Source organism: Streptomyces sp. LUP30, from assembly GCF_001746365.1.
GTDB lineage: Bacteria > Actinomycetota > Actinomycetes > Streptomycetales > Streptomycetaceae > Streptomyces.
Genome location: NZ_MJAJ01000017.1, coordinates 86,918 through 104,703 on the forward strand (window position 1 = coordinate 86,918; position 17,786 = coordinate 104,703).

Here is a 17,786-nt window from a genome sequence, read left to right on the forward strand (position 1 = left end):
GCAACCAGCCCTGGGAGGTGACGTGACGACCTTCACCGACGACTTCAACCGCGCCAACGGCAGTCCCGGCGCCAACTGGGTGCAGGTCAGCGGCACCTGGTCGATCATCTCCAACCAGCTTTCATCCGGCAGCGCGGGCGGCACGATCGTCCTGCGGGCTGCCGGGGCGATGGCCACCGATGACAACTTCGCCCAGGTTACGATCGCCACGACAGCGGCCGTCAGTCATGGCGTGTGGTGCCGTGGCAACGCGACGCTGACGCAGGGCTATCTGTGGCGCAATGATGGCGCGACCTGGAATCTGTTCTGGGTCGTCGGCGGGAGCTTCACCTCCATCGGCAGCTTCGCCGGTGCCGCCGCCAACGGGGACGTCGCGAAAGTCCAGGCGGTCGGCTCGACGATCAAGGGCTACGTCAACGGCGTCGTCCGCGTCTCCGTCACCGACACCGCCGTCACGACCGGGACCAGCGTCGGCATCCGCGCCGAGTCCGTCAGCACGCTGCGGTTCGATGACTTCTCCGCGGGGGACGTGACCGCGGGTGCGACGCTTGGTATCGCCTCCGCAGCCGAGACGGCACAGCCGTTCACGGGAGCCAAGGCGGCAGCGCTCGACACCGCTGGGGAAGCGGGTACCGCCCAGCCGCTCACCAGCGCGAAGACGGCGACGCTTGGTACGGCTACCGCAGCGGAGACGACGCAGGCTCTCACCGGATCCAAGACGACTGCTCTCGGTGTGGCTGGTGCGGCGGAATCCGCGCAGCCCTTCACCGGATCGAAGGCCACGGCCCTTACCCCTGCTGGCGGGCAGGACACGACACAGGCCTTGACCGGGGGCAAGTCCGCGACTCTCGGTACGGCGGGCGCAGACGAGACCCCACAACCCCTCACCGCCGCCAAGACTGCCGCCCTCGGCATCGCAGGCTCGGTCGAGTCGGCGCAACCACTGGCGGGGACCAAGTCCGCTTCCCTCGCGCCGGCTGTCGAGGAGGACACCGCCCAGCTGCTCGATGGGGGGACGCCGTCGGTCCTCGGGGTGGCGAGCGCGGTGGAGACGGCGATGCCGCTCGTCGGTATGAAGACCGCGGTCCTGTCCCCGGCGGTGGAGTCCGATACGGCGCGGCCGCTGGCGGTGCCGTCTGTCGGCGTCACGGCGCCGAGCCCAGAGCGAACGTACCGGGTTCCTGCTGAACATCGACAGCTGACGGTGGGCGCCGAGCACCGGGTGGCCGTGGTCACCGAGTCCCGCATCCTGATAGTGAGGTAGGCCGCATGTCTAGCAGCTTCATCAAGGACCCGTCCGCGCTGTTGAACTACAGCTGGGACTGGTCGGCGTGGCTGGCCGAGGTCGCCGACACGATCAGCTCGGCGACGGTGACGGTGCCGGTCGGGCTCACGGCTGTGGGGTCGCCGGTCGTGGACGGTGCGTTCGTCACCCAGCGCGTCTCTGGTGGGGTCGTGGATAGCGTGTATGCGCTGGTCTGCCAGATCACCACCAGTACTGGGCTGGTCGACGAGCGGTCGATCACTCTCACGATCAACAACCGGTGAGCAGGCTTGCGCCGCCTCGGGTAGTGCCGGGCCGCGCGTACCGTGGCCGTCCGACGGCGGGACCCGGGCGGCACTACGCCGCGGTCGTCATCTCCTCCGCGCACCGCTCCGCCTGCACCCACTCCTCCACCAGCAGTCGGTACAGGGCCTGCTCCGCGCGCGTCCACGGCCTGCCCTGCGCCCGCCGTGCGATAGCCCGGATCGCCTCATTCACAGCCGCAGCAGACCGCACGGGCCCAAGGCAGGAAGGGGTGGGGGACATACCCCCAGTTTAGAGATCCAGACGCCCCCACACTCAACGGGATCCGGGCAACCTCAACCGCCCCACACAAGAACGGCCCCACCCCTACTCTGGGCAGTGCGACCTGTACCAGAGAAGGGGCGAGACCATGCCATCCGATGCTACCCCCGACCCATACGCAGACCCCCTGCGGTTCGGCCAACGCGTCCAGATCATCCGCGAACGCCGCGGCATGACCCAAACCCAACTGGCCGGCCTCGTCGGGATCTCGCCGCACACCCTGCGCAAGCTCGAGAACGGCCAGCAGAAAGCACCCGGTCTCGAGATGGTGATGCGGATCGCCGAAGCCCTCCGCGTGCGTGACCTCGCTGACCTCACCGGACGGCCCGATGCGCACGTCGACCTGTTCATCGGGCCCGGCCACCCCCGCCTCGCCGCGGTGAAAGCCGCAGTGGACTCCTTTGCGTTGGGCTCGAGCGTCGAACCGCCTCCCGTCGCGCACCTCGAGGCCCGCCTGCACGCGGCATGGAAGGCCCGGCACGCGGCGAAAAACCACCGCGAGGCGATCGGGGCACTGCTGCCGGATCTGATCCGGGACGCGCAGGCCCTCGTCCGGGCCGCGGACTCGAGCAACGAACGCCGCCGGGCGCAGGCCCTGCTTGCGCAGACGTACTCCCTGTCGCAGTTCTTCATCGCCTACCAGCCCGACTCGAGCCTGTTGTGGCGCGTCGCCGAACGCGGCATGATCGCCGCCCAGGACTCGAGCGACCCGCACGCCATCGGCGTCGCCGCCTGGCTCCTCGCCCAAGCCCACCGCGATTCCGGACCCCGGCACCTCGAGACTGCGGACGCCGTCAACCTCGAGGCTGTCCGCTTCCTCGAGCCTCTCCTCCCAGACGCCGGCGATGACGTCCTCGCCATCGCGGGCGCCCTCGAGTTCGAGCTCGGCTACACCGCAGCCCGACGGCAGGACACGGGCACCGCGTGGCGTCACTGGGACAAGGCCAACACGATGGCCTCGAGACTTCCGGCCGACTACTACCACCCGATCACCAGCTTCAGCCAGGCCATCATGGGCGCCCACGCCGTCACGGTCGCAGTCGAGCTCCACCAGGGTGGTGAGTCTGTGCGGCAGGCTGCTCGAGCAGACGGGGCGGTCATCAAGTCCAGGCCGCGCCGGGCCCGCCACAGGATCGAGGAAGCTCGAGGCTTCCAGCTCGACGGGCAGCCGGATGTTGCGGTCGCATCGCTCGAGAAAGCCTTCGAGGCGGCGCCGGAGACAATCCGCTACAACGGCTACGCCCGCGCCATTCTGCTCGAGGAGGTGGAGTCGACGCAGGCTGCCCGCCGCCGTCGGGCGTCGGAACTCGCGGTGAAGGTCGGCATCCTGACGGCCTGACAGGGGTGGCGACCGGATTCCGGTCGGCGGCCAGTCCCGAGCGGTTCTACGGTCAGAGCGTGAGTCGGATCACCGTGACTGTGGAGGCGTGACGATGGCAGCAGAACCGGCCGTGACGAGCGGCATGCCCACCCATGAGGCACTCGCCCTGCTACCCGTCCCCGACCGCCTGTCGGACGCGCAACTCGACGGCCACATCTGCGTGTGGGGCGGCGAAGCCCTCACCACGAAGACGGCCATAGACCTCGGCAGCCGCAAGATCGGCGATCGTGTCGCGTTCCTCCGCGGCTGCCGCTTGTGCGCCGGCCGCGCAGCGCTCGACGGCCTCTTCCTGCACTCCACGGGCCCCGGCGCCTGCCAGGACTGCATGGCGGAACCCGCATGCGAGACAGGGCGGGCGTTCGGTCGCGTGATTCGGATGGGCCTGCGATGAGTCCCATGCTTACGCCCGTCTCGTATGTCCTGCAGATGCCCCCCATCCCGCCGGAGCCCGCGCCGGGCTGCGCTGCGTGTGCGGCGATCGCCGAACGGCGCGCCCGCGCACAGGCCGAGGGGGACGGCTCGCGGGTGTCGGACTGCAACATCTGGATAGGCCGGCACGAGTTCCACACGCCGCCAGCATCCACCTGACCCCCCGGCCGCCGCGAGCCGCACGCGGCCCCCGGGGACGGCCGCCCCTTCCGTCACGGGCGGCCCGGCCCGCCGCTGCGCGTACCCCCGTGCGCCGGCGGCGGGCCCCTTCAGTCGAGGTCGCCGAACGGCGCTTCGAGCGCGGCCAGGATCCGAATGAGGTTGTCGAGTAGCGCGGCCTGGTGGCCCTGCTCGATCCGGTTGACGGACTGCCGGTCCAGTCCCGCTATCTCCGCGAGCTTCTCCTGAGACAGGCGTCGCGCACGGCGTAAGTCGCGGATGCGGTCGCCGATGGCCCGGCGGCGGGCAAGGACCCAGTCGGGGGGCGGGGCGGAGGGCACCCGCCACACGCTTCCGCGATCATGGTTGGCTGTCTGTATCGCCGACCGTACATTTCTAGATCAAGCGCTTACTGTGATCGCAAGTCCTGACCGGCTAAAACACCCGTTCGGATGACGTGATCATTGACCTATTGTCTAACGACAACATTTCAGCCAAAGATGGCTGCACCCCCCACGGACCCCACAGGCACGGCGACAGGCGACACCACATGAGCGACGAGCAGCCCCACACCGCACCGGGGCTCGCCCTCACAAATCTTCAGCGCGACCGCGTCGACTTCGCCCGCAAGGACTACGAGTCCGCCCGCGCCGAAGACCTCGCCAAGCTCCCCCGCGCCCACCTCATCCTCCTCGTCGAACGCATGCGAGGACGCCTCGGCGACGCGCTGGACCTCATCGACGAGCTCTGCAGCACTCCCCCACGAGGGCCGGCAGGACCCGCCAATCACCACCGGTAAACAACTTTGTGGACGCGACCGGCCGTGCCCGGGCGGTGGCGTGGTGAGCAACTGCTCCGGCATCAGCCAGAGCACCTGGCAGTTCACCTCCATCACGGCGGGCTTCACCGGCTGACCTCCTCGGACGCCGCCGAGCCTCCCCCCGGAATCCCCCGGACCGCGGTCCGGGGGATTTTTTTTCCCGAAAGGTGTATCAGGGGCCGGGGCGCCCGCTCCTAAGAGTGCAAGACCCCACGGGGGAGCCGGGGGGACCGGGGTCTCGGGGGAAACACGGGGAGATCCACGGGGGAAGAACGGGAATCGACGGGGGATTCCCGGGGAACGGGGGATCGGGTCGGTCGGCCGCTGTCACGGGGAGCGACCGGCCGACCCGAATGCTTGCCGCCCGACGCCTCGAAGGCCGGGCGGATCCGGGGCGGGGCGGGGCACCGAGTCCCGCCCCGCTGAGCGCCCCGCCCCGCTGAGCGCCCCGCTCCGCGGGGCGCCGCGTCAGCGGCCGGCCGCGGCGCGTTCCAGACGGAGCGTCAGGATCTGGAAGGGACGCAGGGACACCGCGACCGCGCCGTCCTGCACGACGGTGGCCGGCTCCAGCGGCCGCTCCAGCAGATCGGTCACCTGGGCGCCCGCGAGCGGGAAGCCCGTGCGCAGGACGCCCGTGGCCCGGCCGCCGCGCGACTCGTAGAGCCGCACGACGACGTCGCCGGACGCGTCGTCGGCGAGCTTGACCGCCTCGATCGTGATGCCGTCGCCGTCCACGGAGACGATCGGGCCGGGTGCGTCGGCCGCGTCCGCCACGCGCAGCGGGAGGTTGAGGGCGTAGCCCTCGGCGACCGCGTCCTCGATGCTCGCGCCGGGCAGCAGCGCGTAGGCGAAGCGGTGCCGGCCCTGGTCGGCCTCGGGGTCCGGGATGCGCGGGGCGCGGACCAGGCTGAGGCGGACGGTGGTGGTGGTGCCGCCGTCCTCGCGGACGGTGCGGGAGACGTCGTGGCCGTAGGTGGAGTCGTTGACGACGGCGACGCCGTAGCCGGGCTCGCCGATGTGCACCCAGCGGTGGCCGGAGACCTCGAACCGGGCCGCCTCCCAGCTGGTGTTGGTGTGGGTGGGGCGCTGGATGTGGCCGAACTGGATCTCGGCGGAGGAGTGCGGCGCCCGGATGTCCACCGGGAAGGCCGCCTTGAGGATCTTCTCCGCCTCGTGCCAGTCGATGTCGGTCTCGAAGTCGACACGCGGGCTGCCCGCCCGCAGGGTGATGGTCTGGGTGAGCGTCGAGCCCTTGCCGAAGGAACGGGTGACCCGGATCGCGCCGACCAGCGGGTCCTCCTCGACGACCGTCACCGCGTCCGGCTCCAGCAGATCGGTGTAGCGGTTCTGGTAGTGCTTGTCGATGTCCCAGGCGTCCCAGTAGTTCGGGAGGTCGGTGTGCAGGCGCAGCAGGTTGCCCGCGTCAGCGAGGACCTCGCGGTCCGCCCGCAGGTCGTACACGGAGGACAGGGTGCCGTCGTCCGCGACCTCGACCCGGACCAGACCGTTGTCGAGCACCCGGCCGGACACCGTCACCGGCTGCGGCGGCTGCGCTCCGGTCAGCGGCGCGCTGCCGTTCGCGGGCGTCTCGACGAAGACCGGGCGGCCCTGCGGCGTGCGCACCACCTCGGCACGGGCGTACGGGCTGGTGTTGAACACCCGCAGCGACGCCTCGGGCTGCCGCTCGCCCGGCCGGCCGGCGCCCAGCGCGGCGACCGCCTCGGCGGTCAGCGCCTCCAACTCGTCCGCGACACGGGCGTATTCGGCCTCGGCCTCCCGGTGCACCCAGGCGATGGACGAGCCGGGCAGGATGTCGTGGAACTGGTGCAGCAGCACCGTCTTCCACAGACGGTCCAGCTGCTCGTACGGGTAGGCGTAGCCCGGCGCGTGCAGCGCGGCCGTCGTCGCCCACAACTCGGCCTCGCGCAGCTTGTGTTCACTGCGCCGGTTGCCCTGCTTGGTGCGGGCCTGGGTGGTGTAGGTGGCGCGGTGCAGCTCCAGGTAGAGCTCGCCGACCCAGACGGGCGCGTCCGGGTACTCGGCGCGGGCCTTGGCGAAGAACGCGTCGGGGTGCTCGACGACGACCTTGGGCGAGCCTTCCAGGTCGGCCAGCCGGCGCGCCCGTTCCATGATCTCGCGGGTGGGGCCGCCGCCGCCGTCGCCCCAGCCGAAGGGGGCCAGCGACCGGCTGCCGCCGCCCTTCTCCGAGTAGTTGCGCACCGCGCGGTCCATCTCCTCGCCGCTGAAGCGGGCGTTGTAGGTGTCGATGGGCGGGAAGTGCGTGAAGATGCGGGTGCCGTCGATGCCCTCCCACCAGAACGTGTGGTGGGGGAACTTGTTGGTCTGGTTCCAGGAGATCTTCTGGGTCAGGAACCACTCGTTGCCGGCGAGCTTGGCGAGCTGTGGGTAGGCGGCGTTGTAGCCGAAGGAGTCCGGCAGCCAGACGCCCTTGGTCTCGATGCCGAAGTGCTCGATGAAGAACCTTTTGCCGTGCACCAGTTGGCGGGCGATGGCCTCGCCGCCGGGCAGGTTGCCGTCGGACTCGACCCACATGCCGCCGACCGGCGCCCACTGCCCCTTCTTCACCGACTCCTGGATCCGCGCCCACACCTGCGGGTAGTTGTCGCGCACCCATTCGTACTGCTGGGCCTGCGAGCAGGCGAAGATGAAGTCGTCGTACTCCTCGGCGAGCGCGGTGACGTTGGAGAAGGTGCGGGAGGTCTTGCGCTTGGTCTCGCGGATCGGCCACAGCCAGGCGGAGTCGATGTGCGCGTGACCCACGCCGGAGATGGTGTGGGCGCTGGCATGGGCGGGGCGGGCCAGGACGGGGGCGAGCACCTCGCGCACGGCGGCTGCGCTGCCGGAGACGTCGTCCAGGTCGAGGGCGTCCATGGCCCGGTCCAGGGCGTGCATGATCTCGTGGCGGCGCGGCTCGTGCTCGCCGAGGTGGACCATCAGCTCGCGCAGCACCTGCAGGTCGAGGTCGAGATGCCAGACCTCCTCGTCGAGGACGGCGAGGTCGGCGCGGCGGAACGTGTAGAGCGGACGGTCGCCCGCCGTCAGGACGTCGCCCAGCAGGGTCGGGGCCGCGAAGTCGCCCGCCAGGATGTCCGGGTTGGAGGCGGCCTCGACGAGGTAGTCGACGCTCTCCCCGCCCTGCGCCGGGTTGCCGACCGGAACGTACTGGTTGAGCGGGTTGACCGCCTTCAGCGGCGTCCCGTCGGTGAGATGGACGAGGGCCTCGGCCTGGTTGCCGGGCCAGTCGCCGACGAAGCCGAGGTCGATGACGGCCTCGACGCGCCGCCCGGCCCACTCGGCGGGCACCTGTCCGCGCATCCGGAACCAGGTGGTGCCCCAGGGCGGACCCCACGGGGTGTCCATCGCGAAGGGCTCGTAGGCGGCGGCCGCGGCCTCCGCGAACGGCACGGGCTCCCCCGGCGCCTGCCAGGCCTGGACCTCGAAGGGAACGGTGGCCGCGTAGATCGCGGGCTTGACACGCTGGTGGTGGACGCGCTCGACGCGCTCCTCGATGCGGCGGCGTTCGTCATGCATGGGGAATCTCCAGTGAGGGACCACGAGATGCGGGGAGGGGCGGGGCCGGGTGCCGAGCAGACCGGAGTCCCGGTGCCTGGCGGACCGGGAGGGAAAGCGCTTTCCCTCCCGGCGTCTACCTAAGGTACGCCAGCCCGGGATGGACGTCGGTGTAGCCCTCGACCAGCCTGCGGGCCACGTTCACCGAGTCCACCAGGGGGTGCAGCGCGAAGGCCTTCACGGCCGTCGCGCGCGAGCCGGACTCGGCGGCGGCGAGCACCTCGCGCTCGACGCCCTTGACCGCGCAGACCAGCCCGGTGGCGTGCTCGGGCAGGGGGGCCACGGAGACCGGATGCGCGCCGTTGGCGTCGACCAGAGCGGGCACCTCGATGACGGCGTCCGCGTCGAGCACCGAGAGGGTTCCCTGGTTGCGCACGTTCAGGATCAGCGTCGTGCGCTCGTCGCGGGCGATGGCCCGCATCAGGGCGAGGGCGACCTTCTCGTAGCCGCCGGAGAGGTCGTCGGCGTCGCGTTCGCCCGCGCCGGCGCTCTCCCGGTTCTCGGCCATGTAGGTGGCCTCGCGTTCGGCGCGGGTGCGGTCCCAGGCGGTCAGGGCCGCCGCTCCGGGGCGTTTCATCTCCTCGTAGAAGCGGGCCTGCTGGTCGGCCAGGAAGGCGCCGCGGGTCTTCTCGACCTGCTGGTAGGCCCGTACGGCTTCCCGGTTGAAGTAGTAGTAGTGCAGGTACTCGTTGGGGATCGCGCCGAGGGACTGCAGCCAGTCCACGCCGAAGAGCTTGCCCTCCTCGAAGGAGCCGAGCAGGTCGGGGTCGGCGAGCAGCCGGGGCAGCTCGTCGCGGCCGGCGACCCGCAGGCCGCGCACCCAGCCGAGGTGGTTGAGGCCGACGTAGTCGATCCAGGCCTCCCTCGGGTCCGCGCCGAGCACACGGGCGATGCGGCGGCCGAGCCCGACCGGCGAGTCGCAGATGCCGATCACCCGGTCGCCCAGGTGCCGGGACATGGCCTCGGTGACGAGGCCGGCCGGGTTGGTGAAGTTGATGACCCAGGCGTCGGGGGCCAGCCGGGCCACCCGCCGGGCGATGTCGACGGCGACGGGCACGGTCCGCAGGCCGTAGGCGATGCCGCCGGCGCCGACCGTCTCCTGGCCGAGGACGCCCTCGGCCAGGGCCACCCGCTCGTCGTGCGCACGGCCCTCGAGGCCGCCGACCCGGATCGCGGAGAAGACGAAGTCGGCGCCGCGCAGGGCCTCGTCGAGGTCGGTGGTGGCCGTGACCTCGGGCGCGTCGGGGACGGCGGCCGCCTGCTCGTCCAGCACGCGGGCGACCGCGTGCAGCCGGCTGTCGTCCAGGTCGTGCAGGACGACCTGGGTGACCCGGCCCTCGCCGCGGTCCGCCAGGAGCGCCCCGTACACGAGCGGCACCCGGAATCCGCCGCCGCCGAGAATCGTCAGTTTCACGCTTGCACCTTTCCTGCCACGACCACCTCGACGCCCGCCTCCTCGAAGGAGGACCGGGTCGCCGGGTCGACCGGCGTGTCCGTCACCACCACGTCCAGGTCCTCGGGACCGCAGACCTTCGCCATTCCGGTTCCCGGGAACTTCGCCGAGTCGGCGAGCAGGACGACCTTGTCACCGGCCTTGATCATGGCCCGTTTCACCGGCACCTCGACGACCGTCGTGTCCATCACCTGGCCGCCCGGCCGCACTCCGCTGGTGCCGAGGAAGAGCCAGTCGGCGTGCAGCTGGCGCAGGTTGTCCTCGGTGAGGAAACCGACGAGTGAGCGGTACTCGCGGCGGACCATGCCGCCGAGCAGCACCAGCTCGATGCCCTCGTCGTCGGCGAGTTCCTCGTAGACCACCAGGTTGCTGGTGATCACCGTGAGCCGGCGGCCGTGCAGCTGCCGGGCCAGCCGGTAGGCGGTGGTGCCGATGTCGAGGAGCACCGACTGGCCGTCCGCGACCATCGCCGCCGCGCGGGCGGCTATCGCGTCCTTCTGGGCCACGCGCACCTCGGCGACCTCGGCGAAGGGCTGGTCCCCCTCCTCCGCGACGGCTCCGCCGTGCACCCGGGTGAGCAGGCCGTCCTCCTCGAGTTTGAGCAGGTCACGCCTGACCGTGGCGGGGCTCACACCCAGCTGCTCGGAGAGATCGGTCACGGCCGCGGGACCGCCGGAGCGCAGGGCCCGCAGGATGAGTTGATGTCGTCGTTCTGCCAGCACGGCATGAACACTACTCGTCATCTTCAATCAAATCTATGCTCACTTCTGCTGAGGTATTGACCAATCTCGCCAAGGGGCGCACGATTCCGGTCACGAATTGAAGAGTTTTGACGAGCTCCTCCGACGTGACGGGCTCCGTCGATTCTTCCGACGAGAGGATGCGCGGTGGACGACGACCGGCCCGAGGTGCTGCTCACCGGGCTGCTCTTCTACGACCTCGTCCTCACGGGCCTCGGCGGACCGCCGACGCCCGGCGAGGAGATCTGGACCTCGGGCATGGGCTGCGGCCCCGGCGGCATCGCCAACCTCGCGGTGGCGGCCGCCCGCTTCGGTCTGCGCACCAGTCTGGCCACGGTCTTCGGCGACGACTTCTACGGCGCTCACTGCCACGAGATCCTCGCCGGCCAGGAGGGCGTGGACCTCTCCCTCTCCCGCACGGCGCCGGGCTGGCCCACTCCGGTCACCGTCGCCCTCGCCCTCCCCCACCCACGCCCGGGCGGGGCCACCCCCACCCACGACCGGGCGCTCGTCACCCACGGGCAGGAACCGCCGTACTCGCAGGACGTGCTGATGGGCGACCCGCCCGAGGCGCGCACCGCCCTCGCGCACCTGGAGGCCGAACCGCCCGGGTGGCTCGCCAAGGCGGCCGCGAACGGCACACAGATCTACGCGGACGTCGGCTGGGACCCCACCCGGAAATGGTCCACCGACCTGCTGGAACAGCTCTCCCTGTGCCACGCCTTCCTCCCCAACGAGACCGAGGCGATGGCGTACACCCGCACCGACACCGCGGTCGCCGCGCTGGGCACCCTTGCGGAACTGGTACCGGTGGCGGTCGTCACCCGGGGCGGCGACGGCGCGATCGCCGTCGACCAGACGACCGGGGAGTACGCGGAGGTCCCCGCCCTCCCGGTGGACGTCCTGGACGCGACGGGCGCCGGCGACGTGTTCGGCGCGAGCTTCGTCGCGGCCTCGCTCGGCGGGTGGCCGCTGGCGGAACGACTGCGGTTCGCCGTGCTCGCCGCCGGACTCTCGGTCGGCCACCACGGCGGCGCTCTGGCGGCTCCCGGCTGGTACGGCGTCGACCGCTGGTGGCGCTCGCCGAGCGACCCCGAGCTCAAGCGGGCCTACGGCTTCCTGGCCGACCGCATCCCCGCGGACGTGGGCCCGCCCGTGCGGTACGCCCCGGTCACCCCGCCCGCCCCGCGGCCTTGAACACGCCCCTCCCCGACACGACGAGACCCACGCGTGTCCCTCGAAGTGCACACCGTCTGCGAAGACGCGAACAGACCGAAAGGCGGTGGGAGCTGTGCGGCTCTCACGAAGAGGCCTGCTGCGCGCGGGCCTGGCCGGCACGGCCGGCACGGCGCTCGGCGGCCTGGCGACCGGCTGCGCCGTACCGGCCGGCTCCACCGGCCGCAACATGGTGCTGTGGTACTGGGACGGCGGCCTCGGCGACACCGTCGTCAAGAACGCCAAAGCCCGTTACGACAGCTCGGTCGACCTGCGGGCCGTCAAGATCGGCGGTTACTACCGTTCCAAGCTGATCACCACCATGGCGGGCCGCGCCCATGTGCCCGACATCGCGGGACTCAAGGGCGAGGACATGGCGTCCTATCTGCCCAACGCCGACCAGTTCGTGGACCTGCGCACCCTGGGCGCGGACCGGTACAAGAGCGGTTACCTGCCCTGGAAGTGGGAGCAGGGCGTCGCCGACGACGGCACGATGGTCGGCTTCCCGATCGACTGCGGCCCCGTGGCGCACTTCTACCAGTACCCCGTCTTCCAGAAGGCGGGCCTGCCCTACGAGCCCGCCGACGTCTCCAGGGAGCTCGACACCTGGGAGAAGTTCTTCGCCGCGGGCGAGAGGCTCGCACAGCGGATCCCGGGGGCCTCCCTGCTGACGGACATCAACAGCGTCTTCGAGAACGTGGTGCAGCAGGGCGGCAAGCGGTACGTCGACAAGGACCGCAACTTCATCGGCGACCAGGAGCACGTGCGCCACGCCTGGGCGCTCGCCGTCGAGGCCAAGCGGCGCAAGATCGTCTCGAACCTGGTCAGCGGCACCCCCGACCAGCTCTCGGCCGTGGAGTCCGGCAGGCTGCCGAGCCAGCTGAACGCCTCCTGGGCCACCAGCGACATCAAGAACGGCGTGCCGAAGACCAAGGGCCGGTGGCGGGTGGCCGACATGCCGGTACGGCCCGCCAACAACGGCGGCTCCTTCCTGTCGATCACCAAGGCGTGCCGCGAACCCGAGCAGGCCTTCCGGATCATCAGCTGGATGCTCGACGCGGGCAACCAGGCACAGGGCTTCGTCGACGCGGGGCTCTTCCCCTCCACCCCTGCCTCGTACGGCCTGAAGCAGGTCCGTGAGCCGGACCCCTTCTTCGGCGGCCAGGTCACCATGGATGTCTTCGGGCCCGCCGCGCAGAAGATCGTGGTCGCCTACAACAGCCCGTTCGACGTGGCGCTCGGGCAGCCCATCAAGGACGAGATCAAGAACGTCGGGGTCCTCGGCAAGGACCCGAAGCAGGCCTGGAGTGACGCCATGAGCACATGCCGGCGCATCGCGAAGCACCTGGGGGTGAACTCCTGATGGCCACCCTCCCCGCACTGGAGAAGCCCACGGCGGTCGTGACGGAAACACCCGTCGCGCGGCCCAGAAAAGGCTTCCGCAAGCACTGGCATCTCTACGCCGCGATCTCCCCTTTCTATCTGCTCTTCCTCTGTTTCGGGCTGGTCCCCGTCGGCTTCTCCCTCTATCTCTCCTTCCACCGCTGGGACGGCCTCGGCTCGATGGAGTGGGCGGGGCTGTCGCAGTACCAGTACCTGGTCGGCGACTCCGCGTTCTGGAGCTCGATCGGGACCACGATCGTCATCTGGGCGCTGGCCACCTTCCCCATGATCTTCCTGGCGATGGTCACGGCCGTGATGCTCAACTCGGCGGTCCGTTTCAGGAACTTCTACCGCTTCGCCTACTTCCTGCCGAACGTCACGTCGGTCGTGGCCGTCGCGATCATCTTCGGCTCGGTCTTCTCCACCAACTTCGGTCTCGTAAACGCTTTCCTGCAGGGGATCGGATTCGACCAGATCGCCTGGCTGAACACGCCGTGGGGAATCAAGATCGCCATCGCGGCCCTGATGACCTGGCAGTGGACCGGTTACAACGCGATCATCTTCCTGGCGGGGCTGCAGACCGTTCCGAGCGAGCTGTACGAGGCGGCGCGGATGGACGGCGCGGGTCCCGTGCAGACCTTCTTCCGGATCACGCTGCCGATGTTGCGTCCGGTGCTGCTGTTCGTGCTCGTCGTCTCGACGATCACCGGGCTGCAGAGCTTCTCCGAACCCCAGGTGCTGCTGCAGAACACCTCGAACGACTCGACCTTCTCGGGCGGTCCCGGTCACGCCGGCCGGACCATGGTCCTCTACTTCTTCCAGCAGACCTTCGACAACAACGACTTCGGCTACGGCGCCGCCGTGGCGTGGGGCATCTTCCTCGTCGTCGTCCTCTTCTCGATCATCAACTGGCGTCTGGTGCAGCGCCGGGGCGAAGACTAGGGAGGCCCGCACACCATGGCATCCATCCAAGGAACACGGCTCCGGCGTACCCGGGGGATCGACGGTTCCCGCCGAAGAGGGATCGCGCTGCACGCCGTTCTCCTGCTCGGCGTCCTGCTCTCGGCCTTCCCGTTCTACTGGGCCGTCATCATGTCGACGCACACGTCGTCGGAGATCTTCTCCTACCCGCCCAAGCTGCTGCCGGGCACGCACTTCCTCGAGAACGTCCGCAGCCTCTTCGACGCCGTCGACTTCTTCGGCTCGATGGTCAACTCGCTGCTGGTGGCGGGGTCGGTGACCTTCCTGGTCCTGTTCTTCGACTCGCTGGCGGCCTTCGTCTTCGCCAAGTTCGAATTTCCGGGCAAGCGGTTGCTGTTCGTGTTGCTCATGTTCATCTTCATGGTCCCCGCGCAGCTGCAGGCGATCCCGCAGTTCGTGATCATGGCGAAGCTCGGCTGGATCGGCTCGATGACGGCGCTGATCGTGCCGGCGGCCGCCAACGCGTTCGGCATCTTCTGGATGCGCCAGTACATGCAGGGCGCGATCCACGACGAGCTGCTCGACGCCTCCCGCATCGACGGCGCGCACTTCCTGCGCCAGTACTGGCACGTGGCCCTGCCCGTCGTCCGGCCGGGCCTGGCCTTCCTCGGCATCTTCACCTTCATGGGCCAGTGGAACGACTACGCCTGGCCTCTGATCGCCCTCACCGACCCGGACAACGTGACTCTCCAGGTCGCTCTGTCCCAGCTCAACGGCACCCACGGCACCACCGACTACGGAATGGTCATGACCGGCGCACTGCTCGCTCTCGTCCCGCTGCTGATCGTGTTCGCGATCGGCGCCCGCCAGATCATCGGCGACCTCGCCAAGGGAGCGATCAAGTGAGCGACCCGCTGCTGGCGCTGAGCCCCTGGAAGTCCCCCGAGGTGACCTCCTGGGGGCGGCTGCCCATGAACGCCGTCGACCGGCGCACCGGAGCACACTCCCTGGACGGCGACTGGCGTTTCCAGTTGCTGCCCGCTCCGGACGCGCCGGTCGGCGGTGCCTGGTCCTCGGCTGCGGTGCCCGGCGTCTGGACCATGCAGACCGTCCCGGGCGCCGTCGACCTGCCGCAGTACCTGAACATCCGCATGCCGTTCCCGGAGTTCCCGCCGCTGTCGCCGGACGCGAACCCCACGGGCGTGTACGAGCGGGAGATCGACGTCCCCGCCGACTGGGCCGGACGCCGGATCGTGCTCCAGGTCGGGGCCGCCGAGAGCGTGCTGCTGGTGCACGTCGACGGACGGCCCGTGGGCGTCTCCAAGGACTCCCATCTGGCGGCCGAGTTCGACCTGTCGGCCGTCGTGCGCCCCGGCAGGCGGTCCGTCCTGCGGCTGACGGTCGTCAAGTGGTCGGACGCCTCGCACATCGAGGACCAGGACCACTGGTGGCACGGCGGGATCACCCGATCGGTGCTGCTGTACGCCACCGACCCGTTGCACCTGGCCGACGTGAGCGTGCGGGCGTCGGCGGAGGGCGAGCTGCGGGTCGACTGCCGGGTGCGGGACGCGGGCGGGGCGCTGCCCGAGGGGTGGTACGTCACCGGGGAGCTGGACGGACCGGACGCACCCGCGCTGGCGCAGGACGCCGCGTTCGACCTGGCCAACGCCGAGGAGGAACGCGTCTCCGCCTTCCTGGGCGAGGCGCGCCTGCACGCGCGGGTGCCCGACGTGCGCACCTGGACGGCGGAGACGCCGGAGCTGTACGGGCTGACGGTGCGCCTGCACCGCGTCGACGGCTCCGTCGCCGACGCCTCCCGGCACCGGGTCGGCTTCCGCGACGTGACGATCGTCGGCCGGGACCTGCTGGTCAACGGCGAGCGGATCTTCATCCGGGGAGTGAACCGGCACGACTTCCACCCGCTCACCGGCCGGACCGTCACCTACGAGGACATGCGGGCCGACCTGGTGCTGCTCAAGCGTTTCGGCTTCAACGCGATCCGCACCGCCCACTACCCCAACGACCCCGCTCTGTACGACCTCGCCGATGAGATCGGTTTCTACGTGGTGGACGAGGCGGACATCGAGTCCCACGACCACGCCCATGAGATCGCCGACGACCCGCGCTATCTGAACGCCTTCGTCGACCGCGTCTCGCGGATGGTGCTGCGGGACAAGAACCACCCGTCGGTCATCGTCTGGTCGCTGGGCAACGAGTCCGACTACGGCGCCAACCACGACGCGGCCGCGGGCTGGGTGCGCCGGCACGATCCGACCCGGCCGCTGCAGTACGAGGGCGCGGCCAAACGCGGCTGGGCCGATCCGGACGTCGCCTCCGACATCGCCTGTCCGATGTACGCGCCGCTGGAGGACTGCGTGGCGCACGCGGTGTCCGGGCGGCAGACCAAGCCGCTCATCCAGTGCGAGTACTCGCACGCGATGGGCAACAGCAACGGCACGCTGGCCGACCACTGGGCTGCCATCGAGGCCACCCCAGGTCTTCAGGGCGGGTTCATCTGGGAGTTCTGGGACCACGGAATCCTTCAGTCCGTGAACGACGGAAGACCGGTCGGGCGTGGGGGCGCCGGACTCTACGACAACGGTGTCGCCGCACCCGGCTACCGCTGGGCCTACGGCGGCGACTTCGGCGAGAAGGACCACGACGGCGCGTTCATCGCGGACGGCGTGGTCCTGCCGGACCGCACCGTGAAGCCGGTGATGTACGAGCACCGCGAACTCGCCGCGCCGCTGCGCCTGCAGGGCTTCCGGCACGAGGGACTGGTCCTCTCCAACCACCAGCACTTCCGCGGCCTGGAGTGGCTCGCGGGCGAGTGGGAGCTGTCGCTCGCCCACGGCGGGACGCTCACCGCGGCGGCCGACCTGCCCGACCTGCGGCCGGGCGAGTCGGCCGTGGTGCCGCCGCCGTTCGAACTGCCGGCGGACGGCGGCGAGGCATGGCTGACGCTGCGGGTGACGACGGCGGAGGATCTGCCGTGGGCGCCGCGTGGAACCGAGGTGTGCGCGCCGCAGGTGCGTCTGCGGGCGGCCGAGCCGGCGGAGGCCCCGGCGGTCTCCGGCCGCGTCGAGATCGACGCCGAGGGACTCCTCGTCCATCCGCTGCTGACCGTCTCGCCCACGCTGTCGCTGTGGCGGGCGCCCACCGACAACGACGAGCTCGGCGGCATGGCACTGCGCTGGCGGACGTGGGGCCTGGACGCCCTCGTGCGCAAGCTGCTCTCGGTCCGCCAGGAGGGCGACGGGGTGACCGTGCTCTCCGAGTACGCCGGCACGACGGGCGTGGTCCGGCACCGGCAGGTGTTCACCCCGGTCGAGGGCGGGGTGCGCGTCGACGAGCAGGCCGAGCTGCCCGAGGAGTTCGACGACGTCGCACGCGTCGGCACGGCCTTCGAGACGGTCGCGGGACTGGATCTGCTGGAGTGGTTCGGACAGGGCCCCTGGGAGTCCTATCCGGACCGCAGCGGCGGTGCGCCGGTGGGTCACCACCGCGTCCCCGTCGACGAGTTGTTCACCCCTTACCTGCGTCCGCAGGAGAGCGGCGGCCGGCACGGCGTGCGGCGCTTCACGCTCTCGGCGCCGGACGCCACGGGCCTGGCCGTCACACTGGACGAGCCACGCCAGGTCTCCGTCACACGGTTCCGCGCCGAGGATCTGACCGCCGCCGCCCATCATGACGAGCTGGTCCCGCGCGCCGGCTGCGTGGTGCACCTGGACGCGGCGCACCGCGGCCTCGGCACGGCGTCGTGCGGCCCCGACACCTTCCCCTCCTATCTCGTCGCACCGGGCGTCCACCGCTGGAGCTGGACCCTGCGCGTTCTCTGAACCTCC

Annotated in this window: 15 protein-coding genes; 10 read left to right on the forward strand and 5 right to left on the reverse strand. The window is 70.5% G+C overall.

What is annotated here, in order from left to right; translation table 11 throughout:
• The first annotated feature begins 22 nt into the window (after positions 1-22).
• Positions 23-1,264, forward strand: coding sequence for a hypothetical protein (locus BG482_RS16640; RefSeq protein ID WP_069769817.1), 1,242 nt, complete (start codon positions 23-25; stop codon positions 1,262-1,264).
• 5 nt (positions 1,265-1,269) lie between these two features.
• On the forward strand, positions 1,270-1,548 hold the full coding sequence (locus BG482_RS16645; protein ID WP_069769818.1) for a hypothetical protein: 279 nt from the start codon (positions 1,270-1,272) through the stop codon (positions 1,546-1,548).
• A gap of 73 nt (positions 1,549-1,621) precedes the next feature.
• On the opposite strand, the gene BG482_RS16650 is transcribed toward BG482_RS16645, so the two are convergent.
• Positions 1,622-1,762 carry a hypothetical protein gene (locus BG482_RS16650; protein ID WP_256096386.1) on the reverse strand — a complete coding sequence of 47 codons (141 nt, stop codon included), beginning with the start codon at positions 1,760-1,762 and terminating at the stop codon, positions 1,622-1,624.
• Positions 1,763-1,937: 175 nt separating this feature from the next.
• Between BG482_RS16650 and BG482_RS16655 the strand changes: the two genes are divergently transcribed.
• Together BG482_RS16655 and BG482_RS16660 are read left to right on the forward strand one after the other, a co-directional pair.
• Positions 1,938-3,188 carry a helix-turn-helix domain-containing protein gene (locus BG482_RS16655; RefSeq protein ID WP_069769820.1) on the forward strand — a complete coding sequence of 417 codons (1,251 nt, stop codon included), beginning with the start codon at positions 1,938-1,940 and terminating at the stop codon, positions 3,186-3,188.
• A gap of 94 nt (positions 3,189-3,282) precedes the next feature.
• Complete coding sequence (locus tag BG482_RS16660) at positions 3,283-3,621, forward strand: hypothetical protein (RefSeq protein WP_069769863.1); 339 nt, start codon at positions 3,283-3,285, stop codon at positions 3,619-3,621.
• A 307-nt stretch (positions 3,622-3,928) separates the two neighbouring features.
• Here BG482_RS16660 and BG482_RS16670 read toward each other — a convergent pair whose 3' ends face one another.
• A complete protein-coding gene (locus BG482_RS16670; RefSeq protein ID WP_069769864.1) occupies positions 3,929-4,159 on the reverse strand; it encodes a helix-turn-helix transcriptional regulator in 231 nt (76 codons plus the stop codon).
• A 209-nt stretch (positions 4,160-4,368) separates the two neighbouring features.
• Here BG482_RS16670 and BG482_RS41100 point away from each other — a divergent pair, with 209 nt between their 5' ends.
• A complete protein-coding gene (locus BG482_RS41100) occupies positions 4,369-4,617 on the forward strand; it encodes a hypothetical protein (protein WP_079141851.1) in 249 nt (82 codons plus the stop codon).
• Positions 4,618-5,106: 489 nt separating this feature from the next.
• On the opposite strand, the gene BG482_RS16680 is transcribed toward BG482_RS41100, so the two are convergent.
• The 3 genes from BG482_RS16680 to BG482_RS16690 all read right to left on the reverse strand — a co-directional run bounded on the left by BG482_RS16680 (position 5,107) and on the right by BG482_RS16690 (position 10,404).
• The gene (locus BG482_RS16680; protein WP_069769823.1) at positions 5,107-8,190 is read right to left on the reverse strand and encodes a glycoside hydrolase family 38 C-terminal domain-containing protein; all 3,084 of its coding nucleotides are present in this window, start codon (positions 8,188-8,190) and stop codon (positions 5,107-5,109) included.
• A 115-nt stretch (positions 8,191-8,305) separates the two neighbouring features.
• Positions 8,306-9,643 carry a 6-phospho-beta-glucosidase gene (locus BG482_RS16685; protein ID WP_069769824.1) on the reverse strand — a complete coding sequence of 446 codons (1,338 nt, stop codon included), beginning with the start codon at positions 9,641-9,643 and terminating at the stop codon, positions 8,306-8,308.
• Positions 9,640-10,404, reverse strand: a complete 765-nt coding sequence (locus BG482_RS16690) for a DeoR/GlpR family DNA-binding transcription regulator (protein WP_069769825.1) — start codon at positions 10,402-10,404, stop codon at positions 9,640-9,642. Before BG482_RS16690 ends, BG482_RS16685 begins: the two co-directional genes overlap by 4 nt.
• Before the next feature lie 165 nt (positions 10,405-10,569).
• Between BG482_RS16690 and BG482_RS16695 the strand changes: the two genes are divergently transcribed.
• From BG482_RS16695 to BG482_RS16715, 5 genes are all read left to right on the forward strand, one after another.
• The gene (locus tag BG482_RS16695; RefSeq protein WP_069769826.1) at positions 10,570-11,619 is read left to right on the forward strand and encodes a carbohydrate kinase family protein; all 1,050 of its coding nucleotides are present in this window, start codon (positions 10,570-10,572) and stop codon (positions 11,617-11,619) included.
• A 94-nt stretch (positions 11,620-11,713) separates the two neighbouring features.
• Positions 11,714-13,000: an ABC transporter substrate-binding protein gene (locus BG482_RS16700; RefSeq protein ID WP_069769827.1), complete on the forward strand. Its 1,287-nt coding sequence runs from the start codon at positions 11,714-11,716 to the stop codon at positions 12,998-13,000.
• Positions 13,000-13,962, forward strand: coding sequence for a carbohydrate ABC transporter permease (locus BG482_RS16705; RefSeq protein ID WP_069769828.1), 963 nt, complete (start codon positions 13,000-13,002; stop codon positions 13,960-13,962). Before BG482_RS16700 ends, BG482_RS16705 begins: the two co-directional genes overlap by 1 nt.
• A gap of 15 nt (positions 13,963-13,977) precedes the next feature.
• Positions 13,978-14,847, forward strand: a complete 870-nt coding sequence (locus tag BG482_RS16710) for a carbohydrate ABC transporter permease (RefSeq protein WP_069769829.1) — start codon at positions 13,978-13,980, stop codon at positions 14,845-14,847.
• Positions 14,844-17,780: a glycoside hydrolase family 2 TIM barrel-domain containing protein gene (locus BG482_RS16715; RefSeq protein WP_069769830.1), complete on the forward strand. Its 2,937-nt coding sequence runs from the start codon at positions 14,844-14,846 to the stop codon at positions 17,778-17,780. Before BG482_RS16710 ends, BG482_RS16715 begins: the two co-directional genes overlap by 4 nt.
• Positions 17,781-17,786 lie beyond the last annotated feature (6 nt).

Coding starts and splice junctions, on each gene's coding strand:
- BG482_RS16660 (WP_069769863.1), top strand. CDS start 3,283: ATGGCAGCAGAACCGGCCGTGACGAGCGGCATGCCCACCCATGAGGCA.
- BG482_RS16710 (WP_069769829.1), top strand. CDS start 13,978: ATGGCATCCATCCAAGGAACACGGCTCCGGCGTACCCGGGGGATCGAC.
- BG482_RS16680 (WP_069769823.1), bottom strand. CDS start 8,190: ATGCATGACGAACGCCGCCGCATCGAGGAGCGCGTCGAGCGCGTCCAC.
- BG482_RS16705 (WP_069769828.1), top strand. CDS start 13,000: ATGGCCACCCTCCCCGCACTGGAGAAGCCCACGGCGGTCGTGACGGAA.
- BG482_RS41100 (WP_079141851.1), top strand. CDS start 4,369: ATGAGCGACGAGCAGCCCCACACCGCACCGGGGCTCGCCCTCACAAAT.
- BG482_RS16645 (WP_069769818.1), top strand. CDS start 1,270: ATGTCTAGCAGCTTCATCAAGGACCCGTCCGCGCTGTTGAACTACAGC.
- BG482_RS16655 (WP_069769820.1), top strand. CDS start 1,938: ATGCCATCCGATGCTACCCCCGACCCATACGCAGACCCCCTGCGGTTC.